The organism is Pantoea anthophila, assembly GCF_006494375.1.
Taxonomy (GTDB): Bacteria; Pseudomonadota; Gammaproteobacteria; order Enterobacterales; family Enterobacteriaceae; genus Pantoea; species Pantoea anthophila.
Map to the genome: position 1 here is coordinate 119093 of NZ_VHIZ01000036.1, position 20447 is coordinate 139539.

A 20447-nucleotide genomic window follows, 5' to 3' on the forward strand; every position below is an offset into this window, starting at 1 on the left:
CGTGCAACTGGCCCGGTTGTTGCGTGTGAGTTGACTCTGGAGAACAGAAGTCACTGCGCTGGCGTCAAGTCGTGGCGCGCAAGGCAGCGGCATCATCCTTCTACTGTAGCGTAATGGCGGTGTAACGCCGCATAAGACCAACAACGACGGGGATGGCAGTTATGACAAACAGACTCAAGCCCACGCTGGGCACCCTGCATCTGTGGGGGATTGCGGTTGGCCTGGTGATCTCAGGCGAATATTTTGGCTGGAGTTATGGCTGGGCGGTGGCGGGCACGCTGGGATTCCTGGTCACCACCGCGCTGATCGCCACGCTTTACACCTGTTTTATCTTCAGCTTCACCGAACTGACCACCGCGATCCCCCATGCGGGCGGGCCGTTTGCCTACAGTCGCCGCGCCTTTGGCGAAACCGGCGGGCTGATTGCCGGTCTGGCGACGCTGATTGAGTTTGTCTTTGCGCCACCGGCGATTGCCATGGCGATTGGGGCCTATCTTAACGTGCAGTATCCCGACCTCAACCCGAAAACCGCCGCCGTCGGCGCCTACCTGCTGTTTATGACGCTGAATATCCTCGGCGTAAAACTGGCCGCAATGTTCGAACTGGTGGTGACGGTGCTGGCGGTGATCGAACTGCTGGTGTTTATGGGCGTGGTCTCTCCCGGTTTCAGCCTGGCGAACTTCGCCGCACACGGCTGGGCGGGCAGCGACAGCTTCGGACTGCCCGCCTTCTCCGGCATTTTCGCCGCGATTCCTTTTGCCATCTGGTTTTTCCTCGCGATTGAAGGCGCGGCAATGGCGGCGGAAGAGGCAAAAGATCCCACGCGAACCATTCCCCGCGCCTACATCAGCGGCATTCTGACGCTGGTGGTGCTGGCGATTGGCGTGATGCTGATGGCGGGCGGTGCGGGCGACTGGCGCAAACTGGCTGACATTAACGATCCGCTGCCGCAGGCGATGAAAATGATCGTCGGGGAGCACTCAAACTGGATGCACATGCTGGTCTGGATCGGCCTGTTTGGCCTGATTGCCAGCTTCCACGGCATTATTCTCGGCTACTCACGGCAGTTCTTTGCGCTGGCCCGCGCGGGTTATCTGCCTCCTGCCCTAGCAAAACTGTCGCGTTTTCAGACCCCGCATCGCGCCATCATTACCGGCGGCGTGCTGGGCATTGCGGCCATCTACAGCGATGGCGTGATCAATCTGCAGGGGATGACACTGACGGCGGCGATGATCACCATGGCGGTGTTTGGTGCCATCGTGATGTACATCATGAGCATGCTCAGCCTCTTCCGGCTGCGCCGCAGCGCGCCAGAGATGGCACGCAGTTTCCGTGCGCCGGGCTATCCGATTGTGCCGGGCATCGCCCTGCTGCTGTCTGTCATCTGCCTGCTGGCCATGCTGTGGTTCAACCCGGTGATTGGCGCGCTGTTTGTCGCCATTATGGTGGTGGGCTATCTCTATTTCCTTGCGACCAAAGCGCAGCGCGGACGCGCCCCGCAGGACAGTATGCTGGTGGGCGAGTAAACCGGTGTAACAATGCTGACGGATCAACGGCTCAGCGCCTGGTACTTCAGGGGCTGAGCCGCCGCGGTCCGGCAAGCGCATGACAGAGCCAGCTCTCACCGGCATGCCGCATCAGCTCTGCAGCGGCCAGAGCCACGCCGCACCGCGCACGCCGCTGGAGTCGCCATGCTGCGCTTTCAGCACCGGCGTTTCACACTCGCCGCCAAACACCCACTTCTTCATCAGCAGCGGCACGGTCTGATAGAGGCGATCCACGTTGCTCATCCCGCCGCCCAGCACGATCACATCGGGATCGATCAGATTCACCACCTGTGCCAGCGATTTTGCCAGCCGCAGCTCATAACGGCTCATCGCCAGTTCGGCGATCGGATCCTGCTGCGCCAGCAGCGAGACGATTTCCGCCCCTTTGCGATGCACGCCGCTCAGCCGCTGATAGTCGATACCAAAGCCGGTGCCAGAGACAAACGTCTCAATGCAGCCCTGCTGGCCGCAGTAGCAGGGCACTTCCTGGCGGTAGCGCAGCTCATCCTCATCCATCCAGGGCAGTGGATTGTGCCCCCACTCACCGGCATTGCCGTTGCCGCCAATGCGCGACTCACCGTTGATCGCCACGCCTGCTCCCGAGCCGGTGCCGATGATCACCGCAAACACCAGCGCCTGTCCGGCCCCGGCGCCGTCGATCGCTTCCGACACCGCCAGACAGTTGGCATCGTTGGCGATACGCACTTCGCGGTTCAGCGCCTGTGCCAGATCTTTATCCAGCGGCTGGCCGTTGAGCCAGGTGGAGTTAGCATTCTTCACCCGCCTGCTGTAAGGCGACAGTGAGCCAGGAATACCAATCCCGACCGTGCCGCTCTGGCCGGTTTTCTCTTCAGCCAGCGTCACCAGATCGACAATTGCCTGTACCGTCGCCTGATAGTCATCACGAGGGGTATTTACCCGGTGGCGGAACAGCGCCTGCCCTTCATCCGACAATGCAATCACTTCTGTCTTGGTGCCACCCAGATCGATACCTATGCGCACGGTTTATTCCTCATTATTCGTTCAGATGAGAGATACAGTAGAAGCCGCCAGCCGGAAAGGCAATGAAACCACTCCGATGTTTCGCTATCATGCGCGCTGACTCTAGCAGACTTGTGCGCCCGATCGCGCCACGGTAAGGAATCCCGATGTTGTGGTTTAAAAATATGATGGTTTATCGTCTGAATCGTGACATTCCGCTGTCCGCAGATGAGATGGAAAAACAGCTCGACGCCTTCACGTTTTCGCCGTGTGGCAGTCAGGATTTGAGCAAAACCGGCTGGGTCTCGCCGATGGGCAACCGCAGTGATGCGCTGACCCACGAGAACAACGGCCAGATCGTGATTTGCGCCCGTAAAGAAGAGAAAATTCTGCCCGCACCGGTGGTGAAACAGGCGCTGGAAGCCAAAATCGACAAGCTGGAATCTGAGCAGAGCCGCAAGCTGAAGAAGACTGAAAAAGATTCGCTGAAGGATGAAGTGCTGCACAGCCTGCTGCCGCGCGCCTTCAGCCGTTTCAGCCAGACTTACCTCTGGATCGACACGGTTAACAATCTGATTATGGTGGACTGTGCCAGCGCTAAGAAAGCGGAAGATACGCTGGCGCTGCTGCGTAAAAGTCTGGGTTCACTGCCGGTGGTGCCCCTGACGCTGGAAAGCCCGATTGAGCTGACGCTGACCGAATGGGTGCGCTCAGGCGATCTGCCGGCCGGTTTTGCACTGATGGATGAAGCGGAGCTGAAAGCGCTGCTGGAAGATGGCGGCGTCATCCGTTGTAAAAAGCAGGATCTGGTGTGCGATGAGATCGCGAACCACATTGAAGCGGGCAAGCTGGTGACCAAACTGGCGCTCGACTGGCAGGAGCGTATTCAGTTTGTGCTGGCCGATGATGGTTCAGTGAAACGTCTGAAGTTCAGCGACACGCTGCGCGACCAGAACGACGATATTGACCGCGAAGATTTTGCCCAGCGTTTTGATGCTGACTTTATTCTGATGACCAGCGAACTGGCCGCGCTGACCAGCAATCTGGTGGAAGCGCTCGGCGGCGAAGCCCAGCGTTAATCATCGGCAGGCAGCCCCATGCTGACAGGGGGTGTCTGACCATAAAAAAAGGGCCGCTAAGCGGCCCTTTTTTAATCTTTCAGGTAACGGCAGAGATAGGAGCTCGGCTCGCCCACCTGCAGATGAAATTCGCTGTGACCCGGCACGTTAAACACCGAACCCGCTTCAAACCATTTCCACTCCGTCTCACCCGGCAGTAACACCTTCAGCGAGCCGCTGACCACGGTCATCTCTTCCGGCTGACCGGTACCGAATGTGTATTCACCTTCAGCCATCACGCCCACGCTGGCACGGCCGGTGCTCGCACTGTCAAAACCGATAGATTTAACTTTTCCGTCAAAATACTCACTTACGTTGAGCATAATAGTCTCCAGAGCACATGTTGTGTGTCTGGCAGTGTAGAAGGGAACCCGCTGATCTGTCACGCGAAATCACAGGCGTTTGTGATCGCCTTCGTCAGGGAAGCAGCGCGGCCGCCAGCCGGGCCACCAGCTCATTAGAGAGGAGAACCGGCACGCCCAGCTGCTGCTGTAACGCAGCCCGATGCTGCTGGTGATACCCCATACAGTCCATTACCACCAGCGCCGCCCCCTGCGCTTGCAGCGTGCGCGCCGCACTGGTGAAGGTCGCCTGATCGCCCTCATAGGGGCTGGCAACCGCATAACAGGGGGGAACGGGCAGATGCTGCCACTTACCCGCCTGCTCGACAATCTGCTCCGTAACCGGCACCACGATCCCGATCTGCTGCTGCTGCACCATGGCGCCGATCAGCGGCGGGATAATACGGTCCGGCTCCAGCAGAAGCGCCTGTCGGGTGCGAAGCTGGCTGAATTCACCGGTGCAGAGCAGCAGGATGGTCTGATAGCCTGCAAGTTCCAGCGCACTGATTTTGCGCTGCAATCCCTGCTCCACCTTTGACGCCGCCAGCCGCACCTGTTCGCCGCTTTGCAGCCGTGACACCAGCACCGCATCGCCTGCATCCGGCGCAAAATGCGCCTGGATCTCGGTGCGGCTCAGCCCATCCAGCAGTCCGGCGTGATCGGTCTGCGCATCCGGCAGATGCTGACGCAGCAGCGGCAGTATGTCGCTGCGCGGCGACTGACCGATGGTCAGCGTCACCAGGGAGGCCGTCATCTTAGTGGTTCCGGTGACGCAGATGCGCCAGGCTGCCATAGAGCGCGATCAGCCGCGCATATTCGTCGGCGTCGTAGAAGTGACAGGTTTCACGACCAAACTCCTTGGCGACCTCAATGGCAAACTTCGCTGCGGCTGCAATGTCCACTTCATGACTGGCCCCGGTTCCGCAGCCCGGCACCACCGACTCTGCCGTGATCGCCACGCCTACTACCGGGACATCGGTGGCGGTGGAAGGCTGCAGAATACTGTTGAGGTGATAAATCCCGTTACCGTACGGCGTAATATCCTGAGTCGTGATCGGGAAGGTCACCGCCGGACGACCGCTTGTCATCTCCATGATGCGCAGCAGATCCTCCGACACCCGCAGGATGTAGCCCTCTTTTACCGTCGGCGACAGGGCAAAACCTTTGTGGTTGATGATGCGATTGCCTTTGGTGGTGTCGATCGACAGAATCGCATCCACCCCCGCCACCACCTCATTGTCATTCATCGTGACATCATCAATCGGTGAATCCATAAAATCGACCGGCAGATGCGGCCGCGTGGGCGCATCGGGACAGATATGGGTGGTGATGATCACATCCCCCGTCAGCCTGTCGCCTTTACCCTGCATCTGCGCCAGCTTCAGCGCACAGGCGATCGCCGCGACGGCGCCATCGGCATCAGAGACCATCCCGATCCGGCCAGGGCGGGCACCGATGCCGCCAAGCCGGCCAATAATGCCCAGCGTTGGCGCACGGCCTCCCGCGGCTTTGCCCTGCACGCCCGGGATATCGATGCGCACAAAGTCGGTCCGGCCTTTGGGACCCGTCACCCGGTTGAAACGGGCCGTGATCTCCGGCCAGGGCGCAAACAGATCCACCACCTGCTGCCCGTCGATATGGGCGCTGTCCAGTAATTCAAAAACCGTCAGGGTCTGCTGCAAACTCATCGTTAATCCTTTTATTTCTTGCTGCTGCTGGCAAACAGCGAATGGAAGAAGCTGTAGAGGGCATCACCGGCAATAAACCCTGCCGCCATGACTTCCATAGGCGACCGGCCCCGCTCGCCCCAGACGCGAATAATGACGATGCGCAGGGCAATCCCGACCATCACAGCCCAGCCCGCCATCGCGTTATTGATTAACAGACCGGTGGCCAGCAGCACGCCCAGCTGCCGTTTCGGTCCGCCGATCAGCTGAATCATCGCGCCAGGAATTGCCCACAGCAGCAGGTTTCCGGCAATACCCGGCTCCGCGCCCGCCTGAATAGTTTTGGCATAGACCCGCGCCACCGGCGGCAGCAGGTTATCGGTAAAGAACAGGGTGTGGGCGTACCAGACCAGCGGAATCGACACCACAAAGGCGATCATGGCGGCGATCAACTGAATGCGCCGTCCCCACAGCTCCTGTTGCAGGTCGGCACCGTTGCCGCGCAGGATAAAGCCCGCCTTCAGGTCATAGCCCATATCGGCGAACGCCGGCCCGGTGGCGGCGGTAAAGCCGCACAGCAGACAGAGCGCCAGCGGCGGAAAGCCGAGCAGGATGCCGATAATCAGCGTAATCAGCGCCACGGCAAAGGCCGGGAACCAGCCGGAGTGCATCGCGGCAATCCCGACAATCAGTTCATGGGCAAAGGCAGCAAAGGCGGCGTAGAGGACAAACAGCAGCAGCATCGCGATGCCCATCTCACTCCACAGGCCGCCCGCCAGCGCCAGCAGCGCCGAAATCACGATGTAGCCCACGCTGCCGAAGCCCAGTGCCCGCTGTACCTCATTGCCGTTGCGGCTCACCCCCTGCGCATCATTTTTGCGACTGCGGATCACCATCATGACCTGAATCAGCGCCACCAGGCCGGCACCGACCATCACGCCATGCGGAATGTAGAGTGCATTGATATCAATACCGGCCACCGGCTGCGCGTAGGCCCGCAGCAGAAAACCGATGCCGAGCATCGACAGCGCCCAGATATTGCCGATAAACGCGGTGCCAAAGGCGGACATCGGGATCTTCAGCATCGCGCCGACAACGCCACCGACAATACCCGCCACCAGCAGCCAGGCCTGGCGCCCCCCTTTATCCCCTGCTTTGATCGCTTCAGCCGCCGCCACGCCCGGAGGCCAGGCATTGCTGGCCGGAAAGACGCGGGTATCAAACAGACGATAGAGCAGCCAGGCATCAAGCAGCATTGCGGCACTGACGCCACAGAAGAGTGGCAGGACCAGCTGTGGCTCTCCCAGCGCCCAAGGCACCGCAATCGGCATCAGCAGACTGTTGGCTGCCCCGAAGGTGGCTGAGGAGATAGCGGTCTGCGCCAGATTCTGGATTTCAATCGAACGATAGCGGCGGAAAGCCTGCAGCGGAATACGTGCCAGCAGCATGGCAAACAGCGCACCAATAATCGACGTGTTAGGCGTTACGCCAAGGGTGGTGATCAGCTGGATACCAATAATGGCACCCGCGATAGAAAGCAAAATTAAAACCAGTGCCACGCCAGCGTGCCTGATCGGATTTACCCGTTCCATATGTCCCCGCCAGTCCTTGTCCAGAAGAAATAGAAGAATGTCTGCCCGCCTGCTGACGGGTTGACGCCGCTTGTCTTTTTTACGGTTCTGATGCGCGCAGGCGCTGCCCTCCTGCCAGGAACGTCACCCGGATAGTGCACAAACACGCGAGAGGGACGCACACAGGCAGCCAGGCTGCTGCGTAAAGCATGGCGATCAGATTGAAAGAAAAAGGCCCGAAGGCCCTGGTTTTCCCTGGTGTGGCGAAAGTATTACGCCGATAAAATCGTGGTGACGTTACGCGCCAAACTTTTCGGCCATCTCTGTGGCCGTTGCGCGTAATGCGTCAAGGAGCGCGGGCGGGTATCCCGGTTCCGACTCCTGCGACAGAAACGACAGGCAGAGCGCGACCGTTTCGCCATGATGTTTGTTGTGCACGATGACTGACAGTGAACTGATGCCAGGCAGAGACTCATTCCGGGCCAGTGACCAGCCCTGCTGCCGAATTTCCGCCAGACTGGCAAGAAGCGCCTCCGGGCTTTGCGGCGAGTTTGCCGGGCCAGCCTGCCAGTGGTCACGAAAGCGCGCCAGCACCTCGTCATCGCTTAACTGCGCCAGCAGTACCCTGCCGGTTGAGGTGGCGTCAGCCGGCATCCGGCTGCCGGGTGGGGTGACCATCTGGGTAAAGTGACGGCCATGAAACATGCGCATCACTAATATTTCCCGGCCATCCAGCTTTGACACGTAGCCCATGCAGCCCGTTTTTGCGGCCAGCCTGACCATCGCGGCTGAGACGCTGTCCACCAGCGGTGCGGACAGATAATGTCCGGCGGCGGCTAACAAAACGCGGCCAATATGATAACCGCGCGTGTCGGCATCGCGCTCCAGCATCCCCTGACTTTCCATCGTGGCGAGCAGACGCGATACCGTGCTCTTGGGCAGGCCCAGCGCCTCAACCACCTCACTGAAGGAGAGACCGACATGCCCCTGCGTCACGCCCTTGTGCTGAAATAACCGGAGTACGGCGGCGGCATTTTCGAGTGTGGTCATGTCACGGGTTCCACTATATGGAACAAAGTTCCTCTGCAGTTGCGACGAAAATAAAACGTGACGCTGAATGGGTCAAGCGACAATTTTGTCGCCGACAGGATCGGCAGCAGAGAAAATACGGCGATAAAATTGATTAGCGGGGCTTTATAGGGCGACACCGGGAGTGCGCAGAACAGACGCCCGGACAAAAAGCCAGTCGCAGTAAATCTGCGTAAATTTTGCGTGTTAATTGACCGGATGCGGTCGGGGAGAGGGGAAACTTTATCGCGCAGGGGCGACAGAAGAGGATGTTGCCAGCTATGACAGGATGGAACAGGCTGGCGTCCCTGCCAGCAGCAACGAATTACTCTTTTTCGACATCTTCATAGCGCGCTTTGGCATCATGCGCTTCTTCTTCCGTTTCGTGCTCGCTGATTAAGGAATTTGGTTTAGGGTGGTCGGCACGTAACTCATAGGACGTGACTTTTTTACCCTCAGGACCCTTTTCTACAGGCACAACTTTCGCTTCACGTGGATACGGTGGTCTGGTCGGCATACTGTGTCCCTCTTCTCTCAATAACATTCCACAGGACAGGCCGCTGCCTGTCATGAGGTAAGTATAGACAACACCCACTGAAGCGGGATCAAAGCGGGAAAAATCTGAGGGTTAGCTGGCGCGCGCCAGGGAGAGGGAGAGCAGGATCTCCTCGACCACACGCTCGGGGGACTGCATGGCATTCACCTGATGATGGGCGGCGGCCTGATAGAGATGCGCGCGTTCGCGCAGGACATCGCTCATCTCATCGGCAATCGGACGGCCGGTTAAGGTCGGACGCTGGGCCGCCTCTGGTTCGCTTTGCAGCCGCTCTGCCAGCACCTCCGGAGAGGCGCTGAGCCAGATCACCTGTCCCTGCTCCCGCATAAAGCGGCAGTTCTCCTCGGCCAGAATCATGCCACCGCCGGTGGCTATCACGGTGCGCGGCGCCGTCACGGCCCGCAGTGATTCGGTTTCACGGGCGCGGAATCCCTCCCACCCTTCTGCCGCCACAATCTCGGCCACGCTGCGCTGCGTGCTGAGTTGCAGATGGTGATCGGTGTCGGTGAAGGCGTAGCCCAGCGCCTGCGACAACGCCACGCCGACTGTGGTTTTGCCGCAACCGCGAGCGCCAATCAAAAAGATGGGTAGTGACATCAGGGCCGTTCCTCCGCCTGACCGCGCGATGCGGCTGCATGGTTAGCTGATTAATGCGACGCATCATAACTGGAAATTATTATGGCCTCCACCTGTCAGGCAGGTTTTACGCACTTTACTGCCCTGAATGGCGATAAGTCTTATCTTTTCAAGGGGAAATGCATGCACGATTTGTGCATCAGGGTCTGCGCTGCCCGGCAGAAAGGGCGAAAAAGCGTGGCAAAACGGGTCTGGCAATATTTGCTTACCGCCACAGATTTACTTTTCTCTCAGCCGCCCACATATACTGATCACCATCGCCACAGGAGAGTCATCATGCAACGCGAAGAACAACAACTGATCGAAGGGCTGTTTACCCGCCTGAAACAGGCCGAAAGCCAGACCGCGGCACGTGATGCCGCTGCCGAACAACTGATTAACCAGCACCTGCAGGCGCAGCCTGGCGCACCTTACTACATGGCGCAGGCGATCCTGATTCAGGAAGCGGCGCTGAAAAAACTCAATGAGCGGGTATCGGCGCTGGAAAGTCAGCTGGCACAGCAGCAGCAACAGCAGCCCGCGCAGAGCAGTGGCGGATTCCTGTCAGGACTGTTTGGCGGCGGTTCACGTCAGCAGCAGCCTGCTCAGCAACAGCAGCAACCGTCACCCTGGAACAGTGCGCCTCAGCAGCCGGCTCAGCCGCAATATGCGCCAGCCCCGGCGTCACGCGGCACCGGCTTCCTCGGCGGCGCACTGCAGACGGCGGTGGGTGTCGCCGGTGGTGTGGTGATGGCCGATATGCTGACCAGCATGTTCCACCACTCACAGCCGGAAGAGATTGTGAACATCATCAATGAGCCACCGCTGCCGGAGGTGAACGATAATCTCAACACCTTTAACGGCGGCGATGACAACCTTAACACCTTCAACGAGGGTAATGACAACGCCTTCCTGGATCAAAACAGCGGCTGGGATAACAATTTTGCCGACAACGGCGACCTCAACGATTTTGGCGGCGACGACTACGACGACGACAGCTTCGTTTAACGTCAGCGTTTCTGCTGTCTGAGCCAGCTATCCAGTTCATTTGCAAACTGCTGGCGGTCACGCGGACTCATTGCCGCGGGGCCGCCGGTCTGCACACCGCTTGACCGCAGGGTATCCATAAAGTCGCGCATCGTCAGCCGTTCCCGTATCGTCGCCGGTGAGTAGCGCTCGCCACGCGGATTCAGCGCCGCCGCCCCCTTATCAATCACCTCGGCCGCCAGCGGAATATCGGCGGTAATCACCAGATCCCCTGGCTCAACACGTTTAACAATTTCATTGTCCGCGACATCAAACCCGGCAGGCACCTGCAGGGTGCGCAGATAGGGCGAAGGCGGCACACGCAGAAACTGGTTTGCCACAAAGGTGACCGTGGTGGCGGTGCGATCGGCCGCGCGGTACAGCACCTCTTTGATCACATTCGGACAGGCATCGGCATCGACCCAGATAGACATCATCACTCCTTACAGTCAGAGAAGTCTGCGATCTTGCCGGGTTCCCTTTAAATGGCAAATTTAATTTGCGGCACGCTTTCCAGGCTGCACGCGGCTGACTTGTTATTCGGGCTGACTGAAGTAAGCTAGCCGGAAGAAAACGCATAATGTCCTAAGGAGATGGCGATGCTGGCTAAGAAAATCGGGTTTATCGGCGGGGGAAATATGGCGAAAGCCATTATCGGCGGACTGGTCAACAGTGGCAAAATCGCCCCGTCTGATATTTTCGTTTATGACCGCAAAGCAGACACCAACCAGGCGCTGGCAGAGCAGTATGGCATCAACGCCGCAGAGAGTGCTGACGCGCTGGCGCGCGAGGTGGACATTCTGTTTGGCGCGGTCAAACCCAATGTCATCCTGAAAGTGTTAAAAGAGCTGGCAGGCAGCCTGAAGAAAGAGGCGCTGGTGGTATCAATCGCGGCGGGTGTGACGCTTGATTCACTCTCTTCGGTGCTGGGTTATGACCGTAAAATTGTCCGGGCGATGCCTAATACCCCCTCGCTGGTGAGTGAAGGCATGACCTCGGTCACGCCTAATGCGCTGGTGGAGTCCGCAGAAACCGACGAAGTGGTCGCGATTTTTGAGAGCTTCGGCAAGGCGGCGGTAGTGGATGAGTATCTGATTCACTCGGTCGTGGGCGTCAGCGGGTCCGCCCCGGCCTACGTCTTCATGTTTATCGAAGCAATGGCGGATGCGGCTGTCGCTGGCGGCATGCCGCGCGCGCAGGCCTATCAGTTTGCCGCGCAGACGGTGAAAGGGGCGGCGCAGATGGTGCTGACCACCGGCAAACATCCGGCGGAGCTCAAAGATATGGTCTGCTCTCCCGGCGGCACCACCATTGAAGCGGTGAAGGTGCTGGAAGAGAAAGGGATGCGTTCGGCGGTGATTGAAGCGATGCAGCAGTGCATGGCGAAGTCAGAGAAACTGAGCCGCAGCTAGCAAGCCACGATGAGCAGGGCGGCCCGTCGGCCCGCCCTGCGTTCGGCCTACTCCATCGCTGCCTTGCAGTACGCCACGGCGTCGGCAAAGGTCATGGGTTGCTGCATCCGTTCCACCAGCTCAGCGGTCAGCGTATACATCCCGCACGAGCAGATCGCCGCCAGTTCACCCTGCTGTCCATAACACGCGATAAACTTTTTCTCCTCCAGCGAGCCGAGCAGCTGGAAATTATCCCACTCTCTGGCGTGGCCCAGATACTCATAACGGGTGCCATACTGGGTCGTCCAGAAAAAGGGCACACGTTCAAAGGCGACGTGCTGGTCCAGCATATTTCTGGCGACGGTCTGTCCCTGCTGATGCGCAACACGATAGTGCTCGATGCGCAGCGGCCCCTGCGCCGACGGATACGTCGCGATGTCACCCGCGACCCAGATGTTCTCAGCGACCTTCAGCTCTGCATCAGCCTGCAGGCTGCCATCCTCTGCCAGCGGCAGATCGTGGATAAAGTCGGTGGCCGGTTTCACGCCGGTGGCAAACAGGACGACGGTGGCGGGCAACTGCCGCCCCCCTTTAAGCTGCACACTGCTCACCTGCTGATCGCCCTGCAGGGATTCAATTTCGCCCTGCTCCCATTTCACGCCATTTTTCTGATGCAGCTGATAGAAATAGCGGCCAATCTGATCGCCAAACTGTTTCGCAAAGGGCAGCGTCTGGCGGGCAATCACCGTCACGTCAATGTCACGGTTACGCAGCGCCGACGCCAGTTCGGTGCCGATAAAGCTGTTGCCGATAATCACAATTTTATGGCTGGCATCTACCGCCTGAAGCAGCTGGTCGGTCTGGGCTTTGCTGCGCAGCAGATGCACCCCCTCCAGATCGCTGCCGGGTATATCGGGACGAACAGGTGCCGCGCCGCTGGCGATCAGGAGTTTGTCGAAGGCGAGGCTTTCACCATCCTCAAAGATCAGCCGTTGCTGCTGAGCGTCAAGGCGGCTCACACTGGCCTGAATGCGCTCGACGTGATCCATCACATCCGCTTTCAGCAGCTGCGGTACCTCGCTGATATCCATCTTGCCTGATGGCACAAATTTGGTCAGTGCAGTGCGGTCGTAGGGTGCGTCCGCTTCCCGCTCCACCAGCACCAGACGCCCTTTATAGCCCTCATGCCGTAACCGCCACAGCGCAGCACTTCCCGCCGCGCCGCCACCCAGCACCACGAAAACCGGTGCGTCTGCACCGCTGCCAATAGGCGCGGCGGGCGACATCGCCTCAGGATTGACCAGCACACGCCCCTCTTCAATCCGCAGCGGATACTGTTTGAGATCGGCCAGCGCCAGCGGTTCACACATTTTGCCGTCGGCCAGATTAAATGCGGCTTTGTGCCACGGGCAGACCAGCCGGTCGCCACAGATCGCGCCCTGCTCCAGCGGCGCGCCAGCATGCGGGCATTTCGCCTGGTAAGCACGAACGCTCTCCCCCTCGCGGATCAGTAACACTTCCACCTCACCCAGCGTTTTTTTAACCGGCTGACGCTGCGGCAGGTCTTTCAGATCGACGGTAAATTGATAGTTCACAACGTGGCTCCTTTGACTGTTCCGGTTGGGCGCCGCGCCGTCAGACCCTGCGCAGCGCAAATCCCCACAAACAGTAAGTGTGGCAAAGGAAATTAAAAGCCTGACGCGGAATGTTTGTCAGAAGCGTAACGGGCTGTTACAGCAGGGAATTTAAACACAGGCCGGAAGGGAAACGGCCACCTGCGTGGCCGGGAGAAACATCAGCTTTTTTTCAGGCACTGGCTCATAAAGGTTTTACGTGCATCACCCGCCAGCTTTTTATCGCCAGCTTCGCCATTGCAGCTTTTCATTTTCATCTGCTGCGGAGACATCTGTGACAGCTTGCTCTCTTTTTTCAGGCATTCACTCATAAAGGATTTGCGCGCATCTCCCTTGAGATCCTGTGATTTGGCATGCTGGTTACAGATCGTCATTTTCTCCTGCTGCGGGGTCTTCTCCGCCGCATTTGCCAGCCCGCTGACCAGCAGGCCCGCCATCATCATTGCCAAAAAACCGACTTTCATCGTGTTATCTCCCATGTGGATGTGTTCTTTCTTATTCTGGCAGCGAATAAGCAAAGCGGGAAATGTTTCCGGTCAGCGTGATGGAAAGATCCCATTCCAGAGTGGGACTGTACTGCACGTTTAGCGCGGATCAACAAATCCATGGCCTGGCCCGCCACCCGGCCCGCCCCAGCCCCCTCCACCGCCGCCGCCAGGAGGCGGGAAAAGACATCCGCTCAGGATAAAACCTAATGCCACAACAGCAGCCAGCTTAACGATTCGTTTCATATCAACCTCAGGGTGTAAAAATCGGGCTGAGTGTATGAAGCCATCAGCGGGACTGACAAGTGAGATTTCTCTGCATCCTGCCGCTATTCATCTTTGCTGACCAGACTTAACATTTTACAGTCAGTAATCTGCTCTCTTCTCAACATCCCGACCGATTTGCAGACGAAACTATTTGTGCAAAACGGGAGGGCGAACGCTTTACAGCCTGGCATTTTTTGCGCATTGTGAGCGCATCACATTTACAGGATACCGACATGACTCTCTCTCAGGCTGCTCTCAGCGACATCCTCTCCCGGCGTGACTGGGAAAACCCGGTAGTGACCTCGCTGCATCGGCTGGATGCCCACCCGCCCTTTGCCAGCTGGCGCGATGAAGAAGCTGCGCGTGATGACGCCCCGTCCGCCTCACTGCGCAGTCTCAACGGTGAGTGGGGATTCAGTTACTTTGCGCAGCCTGAAGCGATTCCCGCCAGCTGGTTACTGCAGGATCTGCCGGATGCCGGTACGCTTCCGGTGCCGGCCAACTGGCAGATGCACGGCTATGACGCGCCCATTTATACCAACGTGCAGTATCCGATCCCGGTCGATCCGCCGCGGGTACCGGCAGCAAATCCGACCGGATGTTACTCGCTCACATTCAGCATTGAAGCTGACTGGCTGGAGACGGGACAGACGCGCATTATTTTTGACGGCGTTAACTCTGCCTTTCACCTCTGGTGCAACGGTCACTGGATTGGCTACTCCCAGGACAGTCGCCTGCCCGCCGAATTTGACCTGAGCGAGGTGCTGCGTCCCGGTAACAACCGGCTGGCCGTGATGGTGCTGCGCTGGAGCGATGGCAGCTATCTGGAAGATCAGGACATGTGGCGCATGAGCGGTATTTTTCGCGACGTCACCCTATTGCATAAACCCCGGGTTCATCTGGCTGACGTTCAGCTGGAAACCCGACTCAGCCCGGAATTTTGCCGTGCGGATCTGCGCGCGCAGGTGCGTGTCGCGCTGCCTTCCGCCGTTACCTCACGCTATCAGCTGCGTCTGACGCTGTGGCAGGGCGAGCAGCAGATTGCACAGTGTCAGCAGCCGCTGGGCAGCGCCATCATCGATGAACGCGGCCACTATCCCGAACGCGCCCTGCTCAGCCTGCCGGTGGAGCGGCCTGACCTCTGGAGCGCGGAGACGCCTCACCTCTACCGCGCCACGCTGGCCCTGCTGGATGAGCAGCAGCAGTTAATCGAAGTGGAAGCCTGGGATGTCGGTTTCCGCCAGGTCACTATCGACAATGGCCTGCTGTGCCTGAACGGTAAACCGCTACTGATCCGCGGCACTAACCGTCACGAGCACCACCCTGAACGGGGTCAGGTAGTGGATGAGGCGATGATGCGCCGCGACATCATGCTGATGAAGCAGCACAATTTTAATGCGGTGCGCTGCTCGCACTACCCCAATCATCCGCTCTGGTACCGGCTGTGCGATCGGTACGGGCTTTATGTGGTGGATGAGGCCAACATTGAGACCCACGGCATGCAGCCCATGAACCGGCTCTCTGACAATCCGCGCTGGTTTGCCGCCTACAGCGAGCGGGTCACGCGCATGGTGCAGCGTGACCGTAACCACTGCTGCATTATTATCTGGTCGCTGGGCAACGAATCCGGCCATGGCGCAACGCACGACGCGCTTTACCGCTGGGTGAAAAGCAGCGATCCGACCCGTCCGGTTCAGTATGAAGGCGGCGGTGCGGATACCGCCGCGACCGATATCATCTGCCCGATGTACGCCAGGGTGGATCAGGATCAGCCCTTCCCGGCGGTGCCGAAATGGTCACTGAAAAAGTGGATTGGACTGCCGGGCGAAACGCGCCCGCTGATCCTCTGTGAATATGCTCATGCGATGGGCAACAGCTTTGGCGGCTTTGCGAAATACTGGCAGGCTTTCCGTCAGTTTCCGCGCCTGCAGGGCGGCTTCGTCTGGGACTGGGTGGATCAGAGCCTGACCCGCTATGACGATCAGGGAGAGCCCTGGCAGGCCTATGGCGGCGACTTTGGCGATACACCCAACGATCGTCAGTTCTGTATGAACGGGCTGGTGTTTGCCGACCGTACACCTCATCCGGCGCTCTATGAGGCGCAGCGTGCCCAGCAGTTCTGGCACTTCACGGTCGATCCCGACGATCCGCTGAGCTTTACGGTCAGCAGCGACTATCTGTTCCGCCACAGTGATAACGAAGTGTTGCGCTGGTGCATAGAGCAGGCCGGCCAGGTCGTGGCGCAGGGTGATATCCCGCTTGATATCCCCGCGCAGGGCCAGCAGCGGATCACCCTGCCCTCCCCGCCTCCGTTGCAGGGCGAATGCTGGCTGAATGTTGCCGTGCATCAGGTGCAGCCGACCCGCTGGAGCGAAGCTGGCTGGCGTGTCGCCTGGGATCAGTGGGCGCTCCCCTCCGCGCTGGCACTGCCTTCCCTGCCGGAAACCGGTGAGGCACCTCAGCTGCACGATAACGGCCGTGAGATTGTCGTCACCCACCGGCAGCAGCGCTGGCAATTTTCCCGTCACAGCGGCGAACTGGAACAGTGGTGGGTGGATGACGCGCCGACGCTGCTGACGCCGCTTCAGGCGTGCTTTATCCGCGCGCCGCTGGATAATGACATCGGCACCAGCGAAGCGGAACGGATCGATCCCAACGCCTGGTCGGAGCGCTGGAAAGCGGCAGGCTATGACCAGATGCAAAGCCAGCGGATAGCGATTGCGGCCGAAACGCTGACCCAGGCGGTGCAGATTGAGACGCTGCACAGCTGGCACGCCAGGGGCCAGCTCGCCTTTATCAGCCGGATACGTTTTCTGATCAATGCACAGGGGGAGCTGACGCTGCAGCTTTCCGTTGAGCAGTCCCGCGGTTTGCCACCGCCCGCGCGCATCGGGCTACGCTGCGCGCTGGCGACGATCCCGCAGCAGGTGAACTGGCTCGGCCTCGGCCCGCACGAAAACTACCCTGACCGCCAGCTGGCCGCACAGTTTTCCCGCTGGCAGTTACCGCTGGATCGGCTCTTTACGCCCTATGTTTTCCCGGGTGAGAACGGCCTGCGCGGCGGCACCCGTGAGCTTGATACCGGCAGCTGGCAGGTCAGCGGGGATTTCGCTTTCTCGCTGAGCCGCTTCAGCCTGGAGCAGCTGCGGGAGACGTCACACTGCCACCTCCTGCGCCCGGAAGCGGGCTGCTGGCTGCATCTGGATGCGTACCACATGGGCGTGGGCGGCGATGACTCCTGGAGTCCCAGCGTCAGTCCTGAGTTTCTGCTGACTCAGCAGCGCTGGCAGACGGAACTGACGATTTGCCAGCCGACGCGGGCAGCACGGTCTTCGGACGACGGTAAACGCGCTTCAGAAACAGCACATTAATCAGCACCACCACGGCGGTGGCAAAAAAGACCCAGCGGAAGCCTGCCATCGCCGACACCGCCCCGCCCAGCAGCGGACCGGCAACGTTGCCGAGATACATAAACGACTGGTTGTAGCCGAAGATCCGCCCCGTAATGTTGTCGCGTGAATGGCGCACCAGCAGGGTCTGCACCGCAGGCATCATCGCACCATCGGCGAAGCCCAGCAGAAAGCGCAGCACGCCCAGCTGCGTTGCGCTGGTCACAAACGACATGGCGATAAACAGCAGCAGCGAGATCGCCATCGTCGCCAGCAGAATACGCTGTGTACCAATGCGATCGCCGAGTCGCCCCAGCCGGGGTGCGGCCAGCAGAGCGGACACGCCGGGCAGCGCGGCGATCACCCCGCTGAGAAACGCGATGTTCTCCGCATGGGGCGCCAGCTCCCGCACAAACAGCGTCAGGATGGGGTTAACCGACCCGTTACACATCTGAATCACCAGGGTGGTAAAGAACAGGCAGAGCACCAGTCTGGGGTTATCCAGCGAGCGGAACACCTCGCGTCCGCTGAGCTTCTCCTTTTTACTCACCGGGGTGTAGCCGGTTTCTTTGATCAGGAAGAGTGTGACCAGAAAACTGACCAGCAGCAGAGCTGCGGTGACCATGAAGACCATGCGCAGCCCCACCCCGTCAGCCAGCAGCCCGCCCAGCACCGGTCCCAGAATCACCCCGCCAATCTGGCCGGTGGAGACACAGCTCAGCGCCCAGCCGCTGCGTTCACGCGGCACCTGAGCGGCCACCAGCGCCATGGCGTTGGGGATATAGCCGGAGGTCAGCCCCATCAGGGCGCGCAGCAGCAGCAACTGCCAGGCTTCGGTGACGAAAGCCTGCAGCAGGATCACGATCCCCATGCCAGCAGCGGCGCGCAGCAGCATCAGTTTCCGCCCTTTGCGATCGGCCAGGCTGCCCCACAGTGGCGCAACGGCCGCTGAGATCACAAAGGTGATGCTGAACGTGAGTCCCGACCAGAGGCTCAGTGAGGTGCCGCCGGTGACGCCCAGTTGCTCAAGATAGAGTGGCAGGAAAGGAATAATCTGGCTGATCGCCAGTCCGGTAAAAAAACAGCCAAACCAGACCGAGATCAGGTTTATCTTCCAGGGTTCAATGATGCGTGGCATGGGCAGAGGGCGTGAAGAGAAAGAGGGCTGAGTTTAACCCAGGCCCGCTGCGCGTGACCGCCAGAACATGGCAAAAACGGCAAGCATCTTGATTCTGCGCAATTTACGCCGCCGGACAGGTCGCGGATCTGTCGCCTGCCGATCTCCATCCTCCCCTCAGCAGGATGGAAAAATATGTCATTGTGTTACTGACAACCGTTTGCTTCGCTTCTATGTTTAAAAAACCGCCAGCCACGGCGGTATGGCGATCGTTCCGATCGGTGTGACGCCCTCCGCAAACAACGGTGCAGACCGTCCGGCTATGCTGAGGCGAACCCGCATATTGAGTAGATAAACGCCCCTGCACCCGGGTGTAAGGGAGAGGTCTGGGGTTTAGCGGAGGTGGGAAATGAGAGTGCAACCGAACAGCGCCAGCCGCGCTATCACCGACTATTTCAATGGCCCGAACTGGCGGACGCCGCCCGAGTCCGATCTGCTGGCGGTGATTATGCGCGAGATGATGGAGGCAGGTCAGCCCGCCACCAATAAAGCGATTATTGCGCGGGTGATTGAGAAACTGGAAGTCGAAGGGGACGAAACGCAGCTGCAACGTTATCGTACCCTGCTGGCTCAGTTAATCGACGCGCCACCCCGGGCCTGAAGCTGTGGCTTATTTCACCCAGCGCAGCTTATCCGCTTCGCTGATGCTGGCCCGCCCGCTGCTGCGCTGAAACAGGCAGAGCTCCCGTCCACGCTTATTGTTCATATGACGCTGAGGATAGCGCCCCTCCAGCAACAGAGCGCTGTATCCTGTGCTGTCGTCATACTCAATCGGCTCGCCCAGCACCCTGACTTTGCTCAGGTGACTGGCGTTAATGCAGGCCTGGGTCATTACCTGACGGCTCTGTTGCCAGGCTTCGGCACTGGAGGCCTGCGCCGCTGCGCTGCTGAGTAAGGCTACAGAGAGTAGCGCGCCTTTCATCCGTTTCATGTTCGCTCCTGTTACCGCCCGCAGGCGCTAAAAAAATTCCCGCCGGGGCGGGAATAAACAAGACGAGCATTGTCAATCGCGTGACGAGAAGCGCATCGAAATGCAGCACCATTCTCGCCCGCCGTTATGACAAGGCTGTGACACCCAGGCCGTCAGCCGCAATAAACAGAGCTGATGTTGCCGTTTTTATCCGCCAGGAAGTTAAGCCGGTTGAGGTTAAAGTCCATGGTGACGGCAGAGTTATAAGGGATAGGACGCACCAGCTGATCGAAATGCTGTCCCTGCAACGCGGTTAACGGTTTGCCGACATAGTGCTGAAACTGTGAGGCACCACAGCGATCATTCTCAGGATCCGGCTTCACGCTGGCCGTGTCAGAGTGGGAGGCGGATTGACAGGCGGTTAAGGCAAACAGACCCGCTACCAGCAGCCCTTTTCCATAAAATTTCACGTTTGATCTCCTGTTGGACGTGTAAAACCCTGTCCCCAAGAGTAGCAAAGCGTGCCGGCCAGGCTGAACTCTAAAAAAGTAAAGTTGTTACAGCCGCCGAAAACCGTAAGCGGTGGCGATCACAATTTAGGATTAATCGCACGCACTGCTTAAAAAAGAAACGCCCGGTGGCTACAATTAACTAAGATTATTCTTAGCTCTGGGAGTCCATAATGGAACTGATTATTTTTGTTG

21 protein-coding genes are annotated in these 20447 nt (G+C 59.1%); 6 read left to right on the forward strand and 15 right to left on the reverse strand.

The genetic code is table 11. The features are described 5' to 3' along the window. The first annotated feature begins 161 nt into the window (after positions 1-161). The gene (gene eat, locus FJW00_RS06705; RefSeq protein WP_140923324.1) at positions 162-1526 is read left to right on the forward strand and encodes an ethanolamine permease; all 1365 of its coding nucleotides are present in this window, start codon (positions 162-164) and stop codon (positions 1524-1526) included. Between the two features lie 111 nt (positions 1527-1637). Here eat and mak read toward each other — a convergent pair whose 3' ends face one another. Next, a complete protein-coding gene (gene mak, locus FJW00_RS06710; RefSeq protein WP_046101338.1) occupies positions 1638-2549 on the reverse strand; it encodes a fructokinase in 912 nt (303 codons plus the stop codon). A 146-nt stretch (positions 2550-2695) separates the two neighbouring features. Here mak and rdgC point away from each other — a divergent pair, with 146 nt between their 5' ends. After that, positions 2696-3607 carry a recombination-associated protein RdgC gene (rdgC, locus tag FJW00_RS06715; RefSeq protein WP_009091797.1) on the forward strand — a complete coding sequence of 304 codons (912 nt, stop codon included), beginning with the start codon at positions 2696-2698 and terminating at the stop codon, positions 3605-3607. Positions 3608-3678: 71 nt separating this feature from the next. On the opposite strand, the gene ppnP is transcribed toward rdgC, so the two are convergent. The 7 genes from ppnP to aroL all read right to left on the reverse strand — a co-directional run bounded on the left by ppnP (position 3679) and on the right by aroL (position 9446). Then, complete coding sequence (gene ppnP / locus FJW00_RS06720) at positions 3679-3969, reverse strand: pyrimidine/purine nucleoside phosphorylase (RefSeq protein WP_009091800.1); 291 nt, start codon at positions 3967-3969, stop codon at positions 3679-3681. Between the two features lie 94 nt (positions 3970-4063). Next, a complete protein-coding gene (locus FJW00_RS06725) occupies positions 4064-4741 on the reverse strand; it encodes an AroM family protein (protein ID WP_140923325.1) in 678 nt (225 codons plus the stop codon). Between the two features lies 1 nt (position 4742). Beyond that, positions 4743-5675, reverse strand: coding sequence for a DUF1177 domain-containing protein (locus tag FJW00_RS06730; protein ID WP_009091804.1), 933 nt, complete (start codon positions 5673-5675; stop codon positions 4743-4745). Positions 5676-5686: 11 nt separating this feature from the next. Then, a complete protein-coding gene (locus FJW00_RS06735) occupies positions 5687-7246 on the reverse strand; it encodes an OPT/YSL family transporter (protein WP_058956379.1) in 1560 nt (519 codons plus the stop codon). A gap of 276 nt (positions 7247-7522) precedes the next feature. Then, the gene (locus FJW00_RS06740) at positions 7523-8275 is read right to left on the reverse strand and encodes an IclR family transcriptional regulator (RefSeq protein WP_140923326.1); all 753 of its coding nucleotides are present in this window, start codon (positions 8273-8275) and stop codon (positions 7523-7525) included. Positions 8276-8618: 343 nt separating this feature from the next. Further along, a complete protein-coding gene (locus tag FJW00_RS06745) occupies positions 8619-8810 on the reverse strand; it encodes a YaiA family protein (RefSeq protein WP_009091809.1) in 192 nt (63 codons plus the stop codon). A gap of 111 nt (positions 8811-8921) precedes the next feature. Continuing rightward, positions 8922-9446 carry a shikimate kinase AroL gene (aroL, locus tag FJW00_RS06750; protein WP_046101332.1) on the reverse strand — a complete coding sequence of 175 codons (525 nt, stop codon included), beginning with the start codon at positions 9444-9446 and terminating at the stop codon, positions 8922-8924. Positions 9447-9761: 315 nt separating this feature from the next. Here aroL and FJW00_RS06755 point away from each other — a divergent pair, with 315 nt between their 5' ends. Next, positions 9762-10472 carry a DUF2076 domain-containing protein gene (locus tag FJW00_RS06755; protein WP_009091814.1) on the forward strand — a complete coding sequence of 237 codons (711 nt, stop codon included), beginning with the start codon at positions 9762-9764 and terminating at the stop codon, positions 10470-10472. A 2-nt stretch (positions 10473-10474) separates the two neighbouring features. Here FJW00_RS06755 and FJW00_RS06760 read toward each other — a convergent pair whose 3' ends face one another. Further along, entirely contained in the window at positions 10475-10924 is a 450-nt protein-coding gene (locus tag FJW00_RS06760) for a YaiI/YqxD family protein (RefSeq protein ID WP_140923327.1), read from the reverse strand. Between the two features lie 165 nt (positions 10925-11089). On the opposite strand from FJW00_RS06760, the gene proC reads away from it, so the two are divergent. Beyond that, positions 11090-11902: a pyrroline-5-carboxylate reductase gene (proC, locus tag FJW00_RS06765; protein WP_140923328.1), complete on the forward strand. Its 813-nt coding sequence runs from the start codon at positions 11090-11092 to the stop codon at positions 11900-11902. A gap of 47 nt (positions 11903-11949) precedes the next feature. On the opposite strand, the gene FJW00_RS06770 is transcribed toward proC, so the two are convergent. From FJW00_RS06770 to FJW00_RS22300, 3 genes are all read right to left on the reverse strand, one after another. Next, complete coding sequence (locus FJW00_RS06770; RefSeq protein WP_058956381.1) at positions 11950-13476, reverse strand: FAD-dependent oxidoreductase; 1527 nt, start codon at positions 13474-13476, stop codon at positions 11950-11952. 200 nt (positions 13477-13676) lie between these two features. Beyond that, positions 13677-13979 (reverse strand): PsiF family protein, encoded by a 303-nt coding sequence (locus FJW00_RS06775; RefSeq protein ID WP_033736600.1) that lies wholly within the window; start codon positions 13977-13979, stop codon positions 13677-13679. A gap of 120 nt (positions 13980-14099) precedes the next feature. Continuing rightward, positions 14100-14246: a hypothetical protein gene (locus FJW00_RS22300; protein ID WP_162836530.1), complete on the reverse strand. Its 147-nt coding sequence runs from the start codon at positions 14244-14246 to the stop codon at positions 14100-14102. Positions 14247-14500: 254 nt separating this feature from the next. Between FJW00_RS22300 and FJW00_RS06780 the strand changes: the two genes are divergently transcribed. After that, positions 14501-17638: a beta-galactosidase gene (locus FJW00_RS06780; protein WP_140923329.1), complete on the forward strand. Its 3138-nt coding sequence runs from the start codon at positions 14501-14503 to the stop codon at positions 17636-17638. On the opposite strand, the gene FJW00_RS06785 is transcribed toward FJW00_RS06780, so the two are convergent. Next, a complete protein-coding gene (locus FJW00_RS06785; RefSeq protein ID WP_140923330.1) occupies positions 17520-18794 on the reverse strand; it encodes a multidrug efflux MFS transporter in 1275 nt (424 codons plus the stop codon). The two genes, FJW00_RS06780 and FJW00_RS06785, sit on opposite strands and share 119 nt — an antisense overlap. Before the next feature lie 388 nt (positions 18795-19182). Here FJW00_RS06785 and FJW00_RS06790 point away from each other — a divergent pair, with 388 nt between their 5' ends. Then, positions 19183-19434, forward strand: coding sequence for a biofilm development regulator YmgB/AriR family protein (locus FJW00_RS06790; RefSeq protein ID WP_009091829.1), 252 nt, complete (start codon positions 19183-19185; stop codon positions 19432-19434). Between the two features lie 9 nt (positions 19435-19443). Here the strand turns inward: FJW00_RS06790 and FJW00_RS06795 are convergent, their stop codons facing one another. Continuing rightward, entirely contained in the window at positions 19444-19764 is a 321-nt protein-coding gene (locus FJW00_RS06795) for a hypothetical protein (RefSeq protein ID WP_140923331.1), read from the reverse strand. A gap of 152 nt (positions 19765-19916) precedes the next feature. Next, positions 19917-20213, reverse strand: a complete 297-nt coding sequence (locus FJW00_RS06800; RefSeq protein WP_009091832.1) for an I78 family peptidase inhibitor — start codon at positions 20211-20213, stop codon at positions 19917-19919. Between the last annotated feature and the right edge of the window lie 234 nt (positions 20214-20447).